Annotated in this window: 17 protein-coding genes and 1 pseudogene; 15 read left to right on the forward strand and 3 right to left on the reverse strand. The window is 59.4% G+C overall.

What is annotated here, in order from left to right:
* Positions 1-259: 259 nt before the first annotated feature.
* A pseudogene (locus VCK47_RS17700) lies at positions 260-556 on the forward strand (ATP-binding protein); the annotation flags it as partial.
* A gap of 137 nt (positions 557-693) precedes the next feature.
* Here the strand turns inward: VCK47_RS17700 and VCK47_RS17705 are convergent.
* A complete protein-coding gene (locus VCK47_RS17705) occupies positions 694-948 on the reverse strand; it encodes a hypothetical protein (RefSeq protein ID WP_322892242.1) in 255 nt (84 codons plus the stop codon).
* A 592-nt stretch (positions 949-1,540) separates the two neighbouring features.
* On the opposite strand from VCK47_RS17705, the gene VCK47_RS17710 reads away from it, so the two are divergent.
* A complete protein-coding gene (locus VCK47_RS17710) occupies positions 1,541-1,660 on the forward strand; it encodes a transposase (RefSeq protein ID WP_322892241.1) in 120 nt (39 codons plus the stop codon).
* Between the two features lie 496 nt (positions 1,661-2,156).
* On the opposite strand, the gene VCK47_RS17715 is transcribed toward VCK47_RS17710, so the two are convergent.
* Entirely contained in the window at positions 2,157-3,206 is a 1,050-nt protein-coding gene (locus VCK47_RS17715) for a LacI family DNA-binding transcriptional regulator (RefSeq protein ID WP_416236692.1), read from the reverse strand.
* Between the two features lie 197 nt (positions 3,207-3,403).
* Here VCK47_RS17715 and VCK47_RS17720 point away from each other — a divergent pair, with 197 nt between their 5' ends.
* From VCK47_RS17720 to VCK47_RS17775, 12 genes are all read left to right on the forward strand, one after another.
* The gene (locus VCK47_RS17720) at positions 3,404-4,726 is read left to right on the forward strand and encodes an ABC transporter substrate-binding protein (RefSeq protein ID WP_322892239.1); all 1,323 of its coding nucleotides are present in this window, start codon (positions 3,404-3,406) and stop codon (positions 4,724-4,726) included.
* A gap of 107 nt (positions 4,727-4,833) precedes the next feature.
* Positions 4,834-5,781, forward strand: coding sequence for a sugar ABC transporter permease (locus VCK47_RS17725; protein WP_322892238.1), 948 nt, complete (start codon positions 4,834-4,836; stop codon positions 5,779-5,781).
* Entirely contained in the window at positions 5,778-6,716 is a 939-nt protein-coding gene (locus VCK47_RS17730; protein ID WP_322892237.1) for a carbohydrate ABC transporter permease, read from the forward strand. The genes VCK47_RS17725 and VCK47_RS17730 overlap by 4 nt, the downstream gene beginning before the upstream one ends.
* Complete coding sequence (locus VCK47_RS17735) at positions 6,713-6,901, forward strand: hypothetical protein (RefSeq protein WP_322892236.1); 189 nt, start codon at positions 6,713-6,715, stop codon at positions 6,899-6,901. Before VCK47_RS17730 ends, VCK47_RS17735 begins: the two co-directional genes overlap by 4 nt.
* Positions 6,902-6,903: 2 nt before the next feature.
* Positions 6,904-8,001: an ABC transporter ATP-binding protein gene (locus tag VCK47_RS17740; RefSeq protein ID WP_322892235.1), complete on the forward strand. Its 1,098-nt coding sequence runs from the start codon at positions 6,904-6,906 to the stop codon at positions 7,999-8,001.
* Positions 7,994-8,989, forward strand: coding sequence for an ABC transporter ATP-binding protein (locus VCK47_RS17745; RefSeq protein ID WP_322892234.1), 996 nt, complete (start codon positions 7,994-7,996; stop codon positions 8,987-8,989). Before VCK47_RS17740 ends, VCK47_RS17745 begins: the two co-directional genes overlap by 8 nt.
* A gap of 12 nt (positions 8,990-9,001) precedes the next feature.
* Positions 9,002-10,633: a dihydroxyacetone kinase subunit DhaK gene (locus VCK47_RS17750; RefSeq protein WP_322892233.1), complete on the forward strand. Its 1,632-nt coding sequence runs from the start codon at positions 9,002-9,004 to the stop codon at positions 10,631-10,633.
* 149 nt (positions 10,634-10,782) lie between these two features.
* Positions 10,783-11,919, forward strand: coding sequence for a MurR/RpiR family transcriptional regulator (locus VCK47_RS17755; protein WP_322892309.1), 1,137 nt, complete (start codon positions 10,783-10,785; stop codon positions 11,917-11,919).
* Between the two features lie 190 nt (positions 11,920-12,109).
* A complete protein-coding gene (locus VCK47_RS17760; RefSeq protein ID WP_322892232.1) occupies positions 12,110-13,087 on the forward strand; it encodes a TRAP transporter substrate-binding protein in 978 nt (325 codons plus the stop codon).
* 68 nt (positions 13,088-13,155) lie between these two features.
* A complete protein-coding gene (locus tag VCK47_RS17765) occupies positions 13,156-13,677 on the forward strand; it encodes a TRAP transporter small permease (RefSeq protein WP_322892231.1) in 522 nt (173 codons plus the stop codon).
* Positions 13,677-14,966: a TRAP transporter large permease gene (locus VCK47_RS17770; RefSeq protein ID WP_322892230.1), complete on the forward strand. Its 1,290-nt coding sequence runs from the start codon at positions 13,677-13,679 to the stop codon at positions 14,964-14,966. The genes VCK47_RS17765 and VCK47_RS17770 overlap by 1 nt, the downstream gene beginning before the upstream one ends.
* A 4-nt stretch (positions 14,967-14,970) precedes the next feature.
* The gene (locus VCK47_RS17775; RefSeq protein ID WP_322892229.1) at positions 14,971-15,666 is read left to right on the forward strand and encodes an aspartate/glutamate racemase family protein; all 696 of its coding nucleotides are present in this window, start codon (positions 14,971-14,973) and stop codon (positions 15,664-15,666) included.
* A 122-nt stretch (positions 15,667-15,788) separates the two neighbouring features.
* Here VCK47_RS17775 and VCK47_RS17780 read toward each other — a convergent pair whose 3' ends face one another.
* A complete protein-coding gene (locus VCK47_RS17780) occupies positions 15,789-15,878 on the reverse strand; it encodes an integrase core domain-containing protein (RefSeq protein ID WP_322892228.1) in 90 nt (29 codons plus the stop codon).
* A gap of 281 nt (positions 15,879-16,159) precedes the next feature.
* Here VCK47_RS17780 and VCK47_RS17785 point away from each other — a divergent pair, with 281 nt between their 5' ends.
* Positions 16,160-17,233, forward strand: coding sequence for an autotransporter outer membrane beta-barrel domain-containing protein (locus tag VCK47_RS17785; RefSeq protein WP_322892227.1), 1,074 nt, complete (start codon positions 16,160-16,162; stop codon positions 17,231-17,233).
* Positions 17,234-17,299: the final 66 nt, after the last annotated feature.

The raw sequence follows: 17,299 nt of genomic DNA on the forward strand, positions 1-17,299 counted from the left end.
AAATGAAGGCGTCTTCGTCAACATCATCGGCAAGTTCTAGAACGCGCGCCGCTCTGCACAGCAGAGCGGCCCCTTTCAACCGGTCAGCTCAATCCGGCAGAGACACCCCCCCAAGCTGCGCGTTGCGTCAACTGGCTCAGTCGCATCAATGAACTGAGGACTTAAACCGGGCAGTTTCTGTAGTAGCGGGGGATCGTTATTAGAGACAAACCCGCGCCTGCAAAGCCGGGAATTGGCCCGATTACCTTGTCCCAAGCCCGACCTCGTTATCCTCGACGAGTTGCGAAATCTGCCGTTGGGGGCGTCAGGTGGGGCGCTGGTCTTCCACCTGCCCGGAAAACTTTACGAGCGCACCAGCGTCGTGATCAGCACCAAAATCAGCTTTTGCGAATGGGCCACGGTCTTTGGCTAGGCCAAGATGACATTGCTGGGTCGCCTCACCCAGCGCTGGCTCATCCTTGAAACCGGAACCGACAGCTTCCGCTTCAAAGCAAGCTCAGCAGCGCCATCGGCTGCAAAGGAGAAGGAAACAGCACACAGCTTGGCCCCAGAATGAACCAATATCCGTAACCAGAGGTGGGTTGCTTCTCGGTGAAGAACCGTCTCGGTTCTGAGTGAAATCACCGGTCAAAGGGCATGCGTAGAAGCACAAGCGCGTCTAGCGCAAACGTAGGTCGAGGTGCCACAGCAACATCAGCGATCAATCTGGGCCTTGCTGAAACTTGTAAAACTGTGTCCGAGACGAACTCTCGTAACCATTTGTACCGAACCACTATCTAAAACAGCCTCGGCACCCGGTTGAGCCAGCCCCGCAAGGGCGGTGACCGCACCGTCAAGGTCGATCCGCAAGCCATAGGCAGTCTCGTGGACTTTCACTGACTGGATCCAGCCGCGAATGGTTTTCAATGCCGCGGGCCGGATATCTGGCTCGGCCAGCGTCTGAGACAATTCCCCTACCTTCCGCCGATCAATCGCGCTCAGCGGTGGATTCAGTCTGACAGGCGACCGAGCAGGTCAGGAGCTCACCACGTGTCGGCCCGCATGAATTCGCGCACATGAGCTGTTCTTATTGGGTGCCAGGCGCATCAGCACATCTCAGGTTGCTCTGACACACGAAAGGCTGCCTTTTTAAAGCGGTTCACTGGCCGGCCGGTGCGACTTAAGATACGCAACGAGTGCGAGACGGAGACCCTAACCCCATCGGTCATGATGCTTTTGCAGCTAAGCGAAGCCAAGGCTTTCAAACGATTGTGGCGAGCGGTTTCAAGCAAGGACATGTTGGTTCTCCTTTTTCCCCTAAGAAATCATTGTCTCACTACGAGGCTCAGCGCACTGAACACGTCGTATAGGAGCCGGGCGCAAAAGCAGGTTTTGAACTATACATTCGGATAGGGTGCCGATCTTCAAGCCTCGCTAGCTGCCTGCTAAGCTGACGGCAGATCGCGGATCTTGGTCGGGCAAACCGCCGACAAGCTCGGATTGACTAGCACTTCGATTTGTAGACGCCTTGCTTGGTGATTTTGCAAGCAAGGGGGACGGGATGTCCGCCAACAAATTCACAGACGAGCTCAAACGCAATGCAGTCGCCCAAGTCGAGGATCGGGGCTATCCGGTGCGCGAGGTGGCTGAAAGATTGGGCGTCAGCACCAAGTCGATCTAGACTTGGCAGAAGCAGTTTTCGCGGCCGGCGAACGTGGTTCAGGCAGTCGATGCCCAGCCCGATGAGATCCGCTGACTGCAGCGCGGCCTGGCGCGCGACCACGGGCGAGCTTGGAAAAATCTCCAAGCTGATGAAGTTGTGGTCAAGGTCTGCCAGACAGATGACCTCTGGACCGATGCGGACTTTCACTGTGGCCCAAGCCCATGGACGCTTGGGGCTGTTCGTTCACTGGTGATGATCGGCGTTTCGGGCGGAAAGCAGGAGTTCGCTGCGGTCGTGTGGCCGAATTAAAAGAAGTTGCCACGCGCAGGGCTTAAGACACAGAGGGTCAGCGCGCCGTCGCGCGCCCAAATCTCCTGATAGTGACGTCTGCATCACTGACCGCACAGGTGAGGCCGAAATCTTCATCTCGCGCAAAACGTTCGCGTCTTGATTCACGACAAATGGCTGCGGGATTCTTTGTTGACTTTGATCGCACCAATGAAAGCCATGACCCTCAAATATTCGTCCGCAGCAATATCTCGATCCTGATCTGCTCCTGCGATCCGAGAGTTTTGCGGCGATCAACAATACCTTTCAGACGCCGAATAGCGCTGCGTACCAGATGACCTGCATCTTGCGCGATGACACCGTCAAGTGTGCGGTCGCGCAGGGCCTGTTCGGTGAATGGCGTGCGTTCATGCGCAATCCTGATCACGTCGCGCGGAACGTCCATCTCGGCCACAATCGACAGGGGACTGCGTGCTTCGGACGCCACGACATATATGCCAACGACATCGGGGTGCGTTTGCAGGCTGGCGCTGATGATCGTCCGGGCGCGGTCGGCACTGCCGTAGGTCTCGAGCGACGGCAGGGCGCGCAACTCTGGAAAGTTCTCACATAACTCGTGATCAAAGCCGAGACGGCGTTCCAGACTGTCACGCGATTGCATGCTTTCGGCAATGACCATCACGGTGCCGCGCCGCCCGGCCACGAATTTCCCCATCAGTAGTCCGGCTGTGGCCCCAGCTGCCCGGTTGTCGATCCCGACCCAGTCGGCATCCATCATCGTTTGGTTGGAAATAAGCGGCAAGGCAGCCACGCCACGCTCCTGTAGCCGTGTAATGGCGTCGCGGACCTGCGGCGACTCTGGCGACATGATCGCAACCCCGGCCACATCGGATTTGGAAAGCGACGAAAGATAGGCAGAAATGCTGTGCGGGTCGTTTTCGTCGATGTGATGCACGTCGCACCAGACATGGTCGGCGGAGAACAGTGTCTCTGCCTCTTGGATGCGAAGGATGATCTGGTCAAGGAACTGGTCGCCCGAGCGCGGCAATGCGAAAACGAACCTGTAGTTTTGTGATCTGGCCAGATTGGCAGCCTGCAAATTGCGCACGAATCCCAACTCTGCGATGGCCTTGTTCACGCGGTCGACGGTTTCCTGACGCACGCCCTCGCGCCCGTTCAGGACGCGGTCCACGGTGGCGCGGCTGACTCCGGCGGATTTTGCCAAGTCCTTTGTCGTCGGCCGCAGCATCGTTTTCTGGTCTAGACTTCTGTTCATTTCGATCAGCTTATCAGTGATTTGCCCGCAAGTAACCCAAGCATCAGCAGTGCTTTGATACCCCGACATAGCAGGTCTTGATGCACGTGTCTCACAAAACGCTTGTCTTGATGCACGTGCCTCATTAACGTCACGTCAGGCGGCAGGTGCAGCGAGGAGGCTGGGCCGGTCACAGATCCTGAGGAGGAGGACACGGAATGAAACGCAGTTTTATGACGACAACGGCGGCAGGCGCGCTGGCAGTGGCCAGCCTCGCATCCGCAGCCCAAGCTGAAACCCTGACGCTGTGCTGGGCGGCATGGGACCCCGCCAACGCGCTGATCGAGCTGAGCAAGGATTTCGAGGCGCAATCCGGCCACACAATGCGGTTCGAATTCGTGCCTTGGACCAGCTTTGCCGACCGGATGCTGAACGAATTGAACTCTGGCGGGCAATTGTGCGACCTGATGATCGGCGACAGCCAGTGGATCGGCGGCGGCGCCGAGAATGGCCATTACGTCAAGCTGAACGATTTTTTCGATGCCAACGGCATCAGCATGGATGATTTCATTCCGGCAACCGTGACGGGCTATTCCGAATGGCCCAAGAACACGCCCAACTACTGGGCGCTGCCTGCCTTTGGCGACGTTGTCGGCTGGACCTATCGCAAGGACTGGTTCGAGCGCCCCGAACTGCAGGCCGAATTTCAGGAAACCTATGGCCGCGCGCTGGATGTGCCCGCCACGCTGGAAGAACTGAAAAACATCGCGCAGTTTTTCCAAGGCCGCGATATCGACGGCACCACGGTTTACGGCGCGGCGATCTATACCGAACGCGGGTCCGAAGGGATCACGATGGGCGTGACCAACGCGCTTTATAACTACGGCTTCCTATATGAAAACCCCGACCAGCCTTACGATCTGGAAGGGTTCGTGAACTCGGCAGGGGCCGTCGCGGGCCTTGAATTCTACAAAGAGCTTTATGACACCGCGACACCCCCCGGTTCGTCGAACTGGTACATGGGCGAGAATATCGACGCTTTCCGGTCAGGTCAGGTCGCGATGCAGATGAACTTTGCCTTCATCTGGCCGGGTGTCGAGGCGGATGAAAACGTCGGCGGCGGCCGTGCGGGTTATTTCCCGAACCCCGCCGGACCTGCCGGACAATTCGCCCAGCTTGGCGGTCAGGGCATTTCGGTCGTCGCCTATTCGTCCAAGCAGGATGCCGCTTTGGAGTATATCCAGTGGTTCGCACAGCCTGAAGTGCAGGCAAAATGGTGGGAACTGGGTGGCTATTCCGCGCTGCGCGCCGTGGTCGAGGACCCCGGTTTCGCCACCAGCCAGCCATATGCGCAGACCTTCCTCGACAGCATGGCGATCGTGAAGGATTTCTGGGCCGAACCCGCCTATGCTGACCTTTTGCTGGCGATGCAGAACCGCATCCACAACTACGTGGTCGCGGGACAAGGGACGGCTCAAGAGGCGCTTGACGGGCTGGTCGCCGACTGGACCGAAATCTTCGAGGACGAAGGCAAGCTCTGATCCTCTGACGCCGCCTGTCATGGGCGGTGCCATCGCCCCAGCCGGTCCTTATCTCCCCCCCCGGCTGGGGCGGAACTTCCGAAAATCGCGCCCAAAGGACGTTTCCGATGACCTTTTCCCCCATTGACAGGGCGGCTGCCGGCACGCCCCACGGGGTGGCCCGCCGTATTCGTGGCCTGTCCGACCGGACGATCGCCTGGATCTTTGTCGCGCCCACGATCTTTCTGTTGCTGGCGGTGAACATCTTTCCGCTGATCTGGACGATCCGGCTCAGCTTTACCGATTACCGCGTCAACCGCCCCAACAACGAAGTGTCATGGGTGGGTTTGCGCAACTACGAACGCATCCTGTCGGACCCAGCGATCTGGGACACGATGCAGGCGACAGCGCATTTCCTGATCTGGACGATCATTTTGCAAGTGCTGATCGGTTTCACGCTGGCCTATCTCATCAACATGAAATTCAAGGGCAACGATCTGTGGACCACGATCATCGTGTTTCCTATGATGCTGTCGCCCGCCGTGGTCGGCAATTTCTGGACCTTTCTTTATCAACCACAGATCGGCCTGTTCAATTATGTCGTCGCCTTTTTCACTGGCGCGGACCCTGCCAGTTTCTCGATGATCGGCGACGTCCATCTGGCACCTTGGGCGATCATCATCGTGGACACGTGGATGTGGACCCCGTTTGTCATGCTGATCTGTCTGGCGGGTCTGCGGTCGATCCCCGACAGCATCTATGAAGCCGCCGAATGCGACCGCGCCAGCAAATGGCGGCAGTTCTGGACGATCACCGTGCCGATGGCGCTGCCGTTTCTGATGCTGGCGGTGCTGTTCCGCGGGATCGAGAACTTCAAGATGTTCGATCTGGTCGTGCAACTGACCGGCGGCGGGCCGGGCAACACAACCACGCTGACCTCTATCGACCTGAAACGAGAGGCGTTCGAACGTTGGCGCACCGGCTATTCATCCGCCTATGCGGTGATCCTTTTCGTGACCGTCTTTGGCCTTGCGTCGATCTATGTCAAAGCCCTGAACAAGGTCAAACAAAGATGAGCTTTTCCGTCACCGAACCGCGCAGCGCCACCAAATGGCTGGCCGGCATCCTTGTCGTCGGCTATGCGATCATCACGATGGTCCCGCTTCTCTGGATCATCGCGACAGGGTTCAAATCGCCCAATGATTCCATCGCCTATCCGCCCGTCATCCTGTTCGAGCCCACGATGGAAGGTTACGTCAACCTGTTCACCGACCGCACCCGCGCCACCCCGCAAATGCTGGAGGCCGCAGGCCCACCGGAAACCTGGTACGAAGAAATCGCGCGCAACCGTGGCACCGTCATCACCGGCCCGTCGCGCTATGGCGAGAGGTTCCTGAATTCGGTCATCATCGGTTTCGGCTCCACGGCACTGTGCATGATCCTCGGCACTGCGGCGGCCTATGCATTCAGCCGGTTCCGTGTGCCGCTGAAGGACGATCTGATGTTCTTCATCCTGTCCACGCGGATGATGCCGCCCATCGCCGTCGCCATCCCGATCTTTCTGATGTTCCGCAACCTGGGGCTCAGCGATACGCATCTGGGGATGATCCTGCTTTATACCGCAGTGAACCTGTCGCTGTCGGTCTGGCTGCTCAAAGGCTTCATCGACGAAATCCCCGTCGAATATGAAGAGGCCGCCCTGATCGACGGCTACACGCGGTTTCAGGCCTTCTACAAGGTCGTGCTGCCGCAGGCGGCGACGGGCATCGCCTCGACCGCGATCTTCTGTCTGATCTTTGCGTGGAATGAATATGCCTTTGCCGTGCTGCTGACATCGGGCAATGCGCAGACCGCTCCGCCGTTCATCCCCACGATCATCGGCACAAGCGGCAAGGACTGGCCCGCCGTCGCCGCCGGTGCCACGATCTTTCTGATCCCCGTCATGGTGTTCACCATCCTGTTGCGCAAACACCTGCTACGCGGGATCACATTCGGAGCGGTGCGCAAATGAGCGGGTTCATCAACGGTCTGCTGCGGCTGCGGCGCGGTCCTTGGGAAATGCTGGCGACGGTGCTGATCGGCCTTGGCGTCGTGATGCTGATGCAGCCTTTTGTGCTGGTGCTTTATACCTATTCCTTCGTCGTCACCCTTGTCGGCACGGTGATGTTCATCATCGTCAGCCATTTCCCGGAGTAATCATGGCCCAGATCAGGATCGAAAATCTGCGCAAGGATTTCGGGGCGTTCAATGCCGTCAAATCCTCGACCTTCACGGTGGAGGATGGCGAATTCTTCATGCTGCTGGGGCCGTCCGGCTGCGGCAAGACCACGACCTTGCGCATGATGGCGGGGCTGGAACTGCCGACATCAGGCGAAATCTATATCGACGGGCAGGAGGTGGGCCAGAAACCCGCCAGCCAGCGCGACATCGCGTTTGTGTTCCAGATGTTCGCGCTTTACCCGCATATGAACGTGCGCAAGAACATCAGCTATCCGCTGGTCAGCCAGGGCATGCCGCGCGCGCAGGTGACGGCCAAGGTGCATGAGATCGCCGAAATCCTCGGGATCACGGATATCCTCGACCGTCCGGTCGGCGGGTTGTCGGGCGGCGACCGGCAGCGCGTGGCACTGGCCCGCGCCATCGTGCGCGAACCCAAGGCGTTCCTGATGGATGAACCGCTTGGCGCGCTGGATGCCGAATTCCGCGAACATATGTCCGAAGAACTACGCGCCCTGCATGACCGGATGGGGGCCACGACCGTCTATGTCACCCACGACCAGCTGGAAGCGATGCAGATGGGCGACAAGATCGTCGTGATGAATCACGGATCGGTCGAACAATTCGGCGTGCCGCAGGATATCTACGACTGGCCCGCGACGAAATTCGTGGCGCAGTTCATCGGATCGCCGCCGATGAATTTTCTCGATTTCCACGGCAGTATCGGCGCGGGCGCAGACCGTGTGGCGCTGGACGGGATCACCATGCAGGTCCCGCAAAGCCGCAATGGTGCCTCCGGCGCGCTGACCTTTGGCGTGCGCCCCGAACATGTGCGGCTGGATGACAGCGCGCCCTATCGCGGGCGGGTGGTGGCGACGGAATATCTTGGCACGACGCAGATCGTGACGCTCGACACCGCCAATGGCGCGGTCAAGGCCCGTGTCGCGAGCAGCGATCACGTCGCCACCGGCGCCACGACCGGCCTGACCTTCGATCCGCGCACCGTCACGATTTTTGACGCAAAGACCGGACAGGCGCTGCGGTCCGAAGCTAATGAAGGAGTATTGGCGCATGGCTGAAGTCACCCTGCAAGGTATCTCCAAATCCTTCGGCGCGACCACGGCGCTGGACGATGTGACAATGACCATTCCAGACGGGTCTTTCGTCGTCCTGCTCGGGCCGACGGGTGCGGGCAAGACGACGACCCTGCGGATGGTGTCGGGGTTGGACAGACCCGACCGTGGCCGCATCACCATCGGCGGGCGCGACATGACGGGGCTGACGCCCGCGCAGCGCGATGTGGCGATGGTGTTCCAGCAATACTCGCTCTATCCGCATCTGACCGTGCGTCAAAATCTGGAATTTCCCCTGAAATCCCCGATCCTGCGGACCCCGCAGGCCGAGATCGACCGCAAGGTCGGCGAAGTGGCCGAGATTTTGCAGATCAGCCACAAGCTCGGCAACAAAGCGACCGCGCTGTCGGGGGGCGAGATGCAGCGTGTGTCCATCGGGCGCGCACTGGTGCGTGATCCGTCTGTCTATCTGATGGATGAACCGCTCAGTTCGCTGGATGCCAAATTGCGGTCCGATCTGCGGATCGAGCTGAAAAGCATTCAGGCCAATTCCGGCGCGACCCTGCTTTACGTCACCCACGACCAGATTGAAGCGATGACGATGGCCACCCATGTCGGCGTGCTGGATCGCGGTCGGCTGGTGCAATTCGGCACTCCGCGCGAGATTTACCAGAACCCCGTCAGCATCTATGCCGCCAGCCGCCTTGGGCAGCCGCGCATCAACATCCTGCCTGCGGATGTCTTTGGCGGCGCGCCATCGGGGGCCACGCATATCGGGCTGCGGCCCGAACAAATCGCGCAGGGCGAAGGCGAGGATAGCATCGTCCAGCGTGTCGAACGGCTGGGCGACCAGACCCGCCTGCATCTGACGTTCAAAACCCACGACCTGATTACGGTGACGGACGCGCATACCGACCTGAAAGAAGGCGATATCGTCCGCATCAGCCCCAGACAACCGTTCTACTTCGCCGCCGATGGCGCGCGCGTCGCTTGAGGAGAAAGCACCATGAAACAATTCATCAACGCCAAGGAAAACATGGTCACAGACGCCATCGACGGCACGATTGCCGCCTCTGGCGGGATGCTGACACGGCTGGACGGTTATCCGCATATCCGTGTCGTGGTGCGTGCCGACTGGGATAAATCCAAGGTCGCGCTGGTGACCGGCGGCGGGTCGGGCCATGAACCGGCACATGCGGGATTCGTCGGGCGTGGTATGCTGACGGCCGCGGTTTGCGGCGATGTGTTCGCCTCGCCTTCGGTCGATGCGGTGCTGGCGGGCATTCTGGCTGTCACGGGGCCTGCGGGCTGTCTGCTGATCGTCAAGAACTATACCGGAGATCGCCTGAACTTCGGGTTGGCGGCGGAACGCGCGCGGTCTTTCGGACATAAGGTCAGCATGGTCATCGTCGATGATGACGTAGCCTTGCCCGATCTGCCACAGGCACGCGGGCTGGCGGGCACCTTGTTCGTCCACAAGATCGCAGGCGCCATGGCCGAGGCGGGGGCAAATCTGGAGGCCTGCACATTGGCCGCCGAACGCGTCATCAAAAGCAGCCGCAGCATCGGCATGTCGCTCGATACCTGCACCGTGCCAGGATCGTTAAAAGAAGACCGCATCCCGCATGGCATGGCCGAGCTTGGCCTTGGTATCCATGGCGAGGCAGGTGTGGAACAGGTCGCCGCCAGCGGTGCGCATGATGCGATGGCCAAGGTTGTCGAAAAGCTGGCCGCGACCATGCCGCCTACACCGCATGTGGCACTTTTGAACAATCTGGGCGGATCGTCGGTGCTGGAAATGGCAATCCTCGCCAATGACCTGCTGAAATCGCCGGTGGGCCAGCACCTGCGGTTCATCATCGGGCCGGATGCGATGATGACGGCGCTGGATATGCACGGCTTTTCGGTGTCGGTGATGGAACTGGACAACGGCGATGCGGAACTGCTGGCGCAGCCTGTCGCGGTGCCGGGCTGGCCGGGCTGCAAACCCGTCACGGTCCCGAAGGTATTGCCCTTGCCCGACGGTCTGTCGCCGATCCGCGCACCCGCGTCACCTCATGCGGCGACGCAGGCCTTCCTGACCGACTGCTGCAATATCCTGATCGCGGCCGAGGCTGATCTGAACGCGCTCGACGCAAAATCAGGCGATGGCGATACGGGGTCCACCCTTGCCACCGCAGCGCGTGCGCTGATCGGCGCAATGGACCGCCTGCCACTTGCAGATCACACGCAGCTTTACCGCGCCATCGGGCTGGAGTTGAGCCAGACCATGGGCGGGTCGTCGGGTGTTTTGCTGGCGATCTTCTTTGCGGCAGCGGGGGATGCCTCGTCCTCCGGCCTGCCGATGGGCAAGGCGTTGCAAGCGGGGCTGGACCGGATGCGCCAGATCGGCGGGGCAAATCTGGGCGACAGGACGATGGTCGATGCCCTGCTGCCCGCGCTTGATGCTTTGCCGTCGGGTTTGCCCGCAGCAGCCCGTGCGGCACGTGCGGGTGCGGATTACACAGCGACACTGACTCGCGCCAAGGCAGGACGCGCGACCTATATCAATGCCGACCAACTCCACGGCAATGTCGATCCCGGCGCCGAAGCAGTGGCCCGCCTTTTCGAGCATCTCGCGTTTGTCAGGACCTCTTAACTGGCGCGCCGCGGCCGGATATGCGCAATTCAAGTGGTCAAAGCGCCGATTTCAACGCTGACCTGAACCGGATATCGTTGTCGATCACCGGACACGCATATACGTGAGGTGGGTTTGCGCGCTCCCGTCCAACGGACGCGATTGCATTGGTGACACGATTATTGCAATGCTTGGGTCCAACATCACAGCGCAAGACCATCAAACTGCGCGGCTTGACGAAGTCGCGTTTCCCGCCGCAGCTATGTCACGCGATCACCGTGATGGTTTCGTCGAGATCGCGCTTTACATATCCATATCGCTCAACGCGGTGCCAAACCGCGACTGGCCCACTGAATCGCGGAGTTTTCAGGGTCGCGGGTCAGGATGCATCAAATCGCTGGTCAACGGTTCCATCACTCGGCTACCAAGACTTTATGACAAAAGCTGCGTCTAGTTCCTACATCTCCCGCATCAGGGCTGCCTTACCTTCGTTGCACCCATCCGAGCGGCGTCTGGCGGATACGATCCTGTCTTTTCCGGGCGAGATTGCCAGCTATTCGGCGACCGAATTGGCTTTGTTGGCCAATGTGTCAAATGCGACAGTGACACGGTTCGTGCGGCGCCTTGGGTACGAGAGCTTTGATCAGGCGCGGCAAGCTGCGCGCGCGGCACAGCAGACCGGGGCTGCGGTATTTCGTGTCTCTGTGCCCGATCAGGGGCCTGAATCTGCACTGATGGCACAGATCGCGCAGGGGCGGCAAAATGTCGAAAGCAGCTTTGCCGCCATTACCTTGGCAGAGATTGACGAACTGGCCGAGTCGATCCTGAAAGCAGAGCGCGTATGGATCCTTGGCTTTCGCACGTCGCAGGCTTTCGCGCTGTATCTGGGTACACAGATCGGGCAGATCGTTCCGAATGTGACGCTGTTGCCGCAAGTCGGGCAGACGCTTGCCGAAAGCCTGAGCAGTATCTCTGCCAAGGATGTTGTGATTGTCTTTGCGCTGCGACGCACGGTGCGCGAGTTGCCAGCGCTGTGTCGTGAACTGCGTTTGTCACCTGCGCTTACCGCGCTTGTCAGCGATGTGCCCCCCGATCCCGGCGAAGACAGTTCCTTGTTGGAAACAGAGCTTGCCCCGCGGTGGCGGTTGCGGATCCAGACCGCCGCACCGGGCCCGTTGTTCAATCACAACGCTGTGCTGATGTTGTGCCATATCCTTGCCACCCGCACGCTGGAGCGTTCGGGGCTGGCGGGGCGCAAGCGTCTTTTGATGATTGAAGGGCTGCACGATTCGCTTGATGAGTTTTGAACGAAGCGTTCCCGAACTGCTTGTTCGCTAAGCAGGTGTTATCTTGCAAGCTTGAAAAAGCCTGTTTTCGTAGCACCAGATCAAAGTTTGCTGCGTGCAAATAATTTTTCTTAGCAAGAAACTATGAAAAATTCATACCGTGACATTGCCCGCAACAGGCTGTCCGAAACCCTACCCACGAGGTATAGCGATGTCCTTTCCAATCCGTCTTTCTGCGATTGCCGCATCCGCGGCTTTTTTCCTGCCTGCATTTGCGCAAGCGCAGGTGCTTCAAATCAACTCTTCACTGCCCGATGGCAGTTTTGCACATGCCTTTCTGATCGAATTCGAGAGCCGGGTAGAAGCAGCATTGCCCGACATGGATGTCCAGATTTTCATGGGCAACACGCTTGGGTCAGAAGAGGACGTGCTGCAAGGCCTTGGTTTTGGCACGCATCATGCGTCGCTGTCGGCCTCTGCCGTCGTCCAGATCAATCCGCGCGCTGCCGTGTTCGATCTGCCTTATCTGTTCGAGAACCGCGCCAAAGTACAGGAATTCGCAACATCGCCCGCGTTTGACCTGCTGGCAGAGGGTTTCGAAGGGCAGGGGATCGTTCTTTCAGCGCTCTGGGACAACGGGTTCCGTGTGATCACCAACGATGTCCGCCCGATTGTCACTCCCGCCGATCTGCAAGGCCTGAAAATCCGCACGCCAACGTCACGCCAGCGGGTTGCGATGTTCAACACCTTGGGTGCGAATGCCACACCGCTTTCCTTTGGTGAAGTGTATTCTGGTCTGGATCAGGGCGTGATCGACGGACAGGAAAACCCTGCGCAGATCACCGAAAGCGCGCGGCTCTACGAGGTTCAGGATTATATGTCCCTGTCGAACCATGTGTATCTGCCCACCTTCATGCTGTTCGGAGAGCCGTGGCTGAACGCCCAAACCCCAGAAGTGCAAGAAACCTTGCTCCGGATCGCAGCGGAAACCGCGCCATGGACCTTTAACTGGGGCGAGGAAACCGATGCACGCGTCATCGCGGACCTAGCTGACAAGATCGCCATTAATGAGGTCGATTTTGCAGCGTTCCAGGCGGCGGCCTTGCCGCTTTACGATGACCCGCTGTTCACCGAAGCCATTGGCGCTGACATGATTGCTGTGACCCGCGACGTGCTTGGCCTTAACTGAGCCCTGACGCGGCCTTGCGCCATCGCGCAAGGCCGCACACTTACCCGCCCCGAATGCAGGAGAATGGCATGGAAAGTCTGGGGAATGTTGTTCTCTGGCTCGACCGGTTGATGTGCCGCGTGCTGGACATCTTTACCGTCACAGTCGCGGGCATTTTGCTGGTTCTGTTGAACTACGCGGTGTTTTCGCGGTTTATCCTGAACAGCTCCGTATCATGGGGCGAAGAGTTGCCCGCGCATATTCTTGCGATGCTGACATTCGTTGGCGCCGCCTACCTGACCCGCACCAATGAGCATCTCGGCTTCGATTCCTTCGCGCGGATGCTGCATGGTGGCGCGCAACGTCTGCTGGCGTGCATCAACCAGATCCTGATGGCGGGCTTTGGCGCTGCCATGTTCTGGTATGGCGGGAAGGCGGCGCTCAGCTTTATGGGGCGCACACTGATATCCGTTGACCTGCCGCTTGTCCTGTTCCGGGGCGCTGTTCCGCTCGGTGGCGCACTTATCGTGCTGATCTGCCTTGTGCGGCTGGTCGGCCTGATCATGGGACGGATCAATCCCGATGAATTACTGCCCGAAGGAGATGGCTGATGTTTCTTGACCCGGGATATCTGATTTTAATCCTGCTGATCGCCCTTTTGCTGATGGGCGTTCCGATCGGTTTCGTGCTGGGTATCACGGCATCGGTGCTGATTTTCCTTGATCCGGCAGTGGTGCCGATGATCATCGGTCTGATCCCTTTTGGCGGTGCCAATAACTACCTGCTGGTCGCGGCAATTTTGTTCATGATCGCGGGCGAGGTGATGAACCAAGGCAAGATCGCGGAAAAGCTGATCGCCTTTGCGACGTCGCTCGTCGGCCATATCCGGGGCGGGCTTGCGCATGTCAACATTCTGACCTCGCTCTTTTTCTCCGAGATTTCAGGTACTGCCACGGCGGATGCCGCCGCAATCGGGTCGGTCATGATTCCGCAGATGAAGAAGCGTGGCTATTCAGCGGCCTTTGCTGCGGCTGTCACATCGACGTCAGCCACGATGGCAATCATCGTGCCGCCTTCGCTGAACCTGATCCTTTATGCCTATGTCGCCAACACCTCTATCGCCGAATTGTTCGCGGCAGGTATTCTGCCCGGTTTTCTGGTGTGTTTTCTTCTGTTGCTGACGGCCTATGCCATCGCGGTCTACAAGGGTTTCCCGACCGAAGGCGCGTTCAGCTTTGCCCGTGTTGTGGACACAGGCAAGGATGCGGCGCTGCCTTTGACGCTCCCTATCCTGATCCTGTTCGGAATCTTGGGCGGTATTTTCACCGCAACCGAAGCAGGCGCCGTCGCAGCGCTGTGGTCGATTATCCTCGCCGCTGTCATCTATCGCACGCTAAGCTGGAACAGCTTTATTGACTCGCTGCGTATCGCCGGCAAGCGCAGCGCCATGTTGATGTTCATCGTCGCGACATCGACCCTGCTGGGCTGGTATCTGACCAATCAGCGCATCCCGCAGGACATTGCCAATGCGATCCTCGGCATATCGGAAAACTACTGGGTGGTGCTGCTGGCAATCAACGTGTTTTTTCTGCTGGCGGGCACCATTGTTCATGGCACTCCGGCCATCTTGATGCTGGTGCCGATCTTTCTGCCGCTGGCTGACCAGTTGGGGATTGATCGGGTTCATTTCGGGTTGATCATCACGATCAATCTGGGGATCGGTCAGCAAACGCCGCCAGTTGCCTCTGTTGTGCTGATCACCTGCGCGATTGCCAAAATCTCTATCGGCAAGATTCTTCCGCCACTGATGATGTTTATCGGGGCGATGCTAGTCGCGCTGATACTGGTCAATATCTTCCCGGCCATTTCGCTCTGGCTTCCCGCGATGATACTGGGATGACGCAATGAGACTTCTGATCATTAATCCCAATTCCTCGGTCTCGGTCACAGCACGGATAGATGCCGCAGCACAGGCCGCTTGCCAATCTGGAGAGCAGATTGCCACAATCTGCGCTACCGGCGCGCCGGAACTGATCGTCACGCCTGATGATGCGCAGCGGGCCGAACAGGCCGTGACGCGCGCACTTGCGGCTTGGAAACAGCCGATTGATGGCATCATTCTGGCCTCTTTCGGTGATACCGGACTGGACGCCGTGCGTGCGCAGACCGGCCTGCCAGTGGTCGGGATCGCGCAATCGGCCTATGCAATGGCATCTGTGCTGGGACCGCGCATGTCGATTGTGTCGTTTGCGGCCAATATGGCGGACGCCTTGCACAAGACAGCGGTCGGCTACGGGCATGGTGAACGTATCGCCGCGATGCACATGGTTGATGGGGCGACTTGGGACGACCCCGGCGAGATACAAGTCGTGCTTGCCGCGCAATTGCTTGCCCTGTGCCAGACCTCGGCGCGCGAGGATCGCGTCAACAGCATCGTTCTTGGTGGCGGACCTCTGGCAGGTCTGGCGGCACGCTTGCAGCCGAAGGTCGCTGTTCCAGTGATCGACGGCACGACCGCGGCAATTGCAACGCTGCGTGTCGCGCTTGGCGTGATGCCACCCCAAGAAGACACGCTGATGCGACACTTCGCTCGCGCTTGATATCAACTGTGTCCGCTCGGGCCGTTGCAGGTCTTGTGCTGTGGATGACCGACCTGCTCCCCTGAGCGGCCTCATCTAGGAGTTCGCTCTGTTCAGTTTTGGTCCTCCTTTGGCCAGATAGCTTATTCCCGCGGTGTCAGGCCAACTAGGCTTGAATGCGGGCGGTAATGGTTGAAGCTGCCGCGCCATGCCGCCACCTTCGCCGAGACCACAGGGGCATGCTGCTTTCGGGCATTGTTTTGTCACGGCCCCCGGCATGGAAGCTGTCACGAAGTTGGGCGCAAACGCGCAACAGGCAGAAAGATCACTTAACTGGGTGCTCTCGGGCGCTGAATAAAAGTTGTCTGATCAACAGACGCGAATAGCAATTTTTTACTGGGAAAAATGATAGTTGCACCCGGTTCGAGCCACCATATTGACGTTGGCATTTTGGCTCGCCGGGAGCAGGACTTATTGGCGCGAAAATGTCAGGTAAGCCGTCATCAAGGCTGGGGTGCGTCAGCGCAGCCTGTCCCGTCAGTTCCGCTTTGGGCGTGCGACCGAACTGATTTTCATCCTTGCCGCAGGTGGGGCCGTGGTGCTGGGCGGGCACGCACAGGCGCAGGATGTGACCTGGACTGGCGCCGTGGACCGATTGCTTTTCATGGGCTCTTCTTTCATTGGAGAAAGTTCGACCTTCGGTGGCGTGATCTCGGACGGGGCGACCAATACGACGAGGCTGTCGATTGGAGCAAATTCTGCCCTGACCCTCACGGGCAACAACACCTCCAGCGGCACCGCAACCATCAGTGAGGGCATGTTGCGGGTCGGCGCTTGTGGCACGACCGGCACATTGGGCAGCGCGGCGGTCGTGAACAATGCAGCGCTTGTGGTTAATCGCAGTAATGCGCTGACCGGCGTAACGACGCTGACCGGATCGAACAGCTACACCGGCCCGACGACGGTGCAAAACGGCACACTTGCCCTGGATGGCGGGGCTGCGATCAATCATGCAGGCGCTGTCACGGTCGAGCGGGACGCGATCCTGCAAGTGCTTGCCAGCGAACGCATCGGCACCCTGACGCTGTCAGGCGAGACGGGAAACGCCGGGACGATCCTGACCGTTTCGGGAGATTATAGCGCGACATCCGATCTGGTGCTTGACGTTGTGCCGGGTGGTGACGGGTCGGCCAGCGACAGGCTGGTGGTCGCGGACTGGTCCGGCACGTTGATCGCGGGGCAGGAAGGTCTCGGGCGCATGGCCTCGGTCGAGATCGGGCAGAAGTTCATGCAGGACAACGGCCTGACATGGACGCCACAGGCGCAACGCGGCTGGTCTGATGTCCGCATCGACAGCTTTACCACCGAAAGCGGCGCAGCGATTGATGTCGAGGAAAGCGAAAGCCTGCGCCTGCGCCTTGGGCTGGCGGGCAAAAAGGCGTGGGCCACCGGACCCGGATCTCGGGTCTATGGGATCGCGAATCTGATCCACGGATTTGACCGCGATAGCCGCGTCTTGATCGATGGCACGGCGCTTGAGGCGACGACCGCTTGCTGGACGGCCGAGGTCGGATTTGGCGGGACCTAACTGGGGCGACGATGCGCAGCCGTCAGCGGTTTTTGGCGAGGTTGCGGCAAACCGCGCGCTTTCAGG

The organism is Yoonia sp. 72, assembly GCF_034652275.1.
Taxonomy (GTDB): domain Bacteria; phylum Pseudomonadota; class Alphaproteobacteria; order Rhodobacterales; family Rhodobacteraceae; genus Yoonia.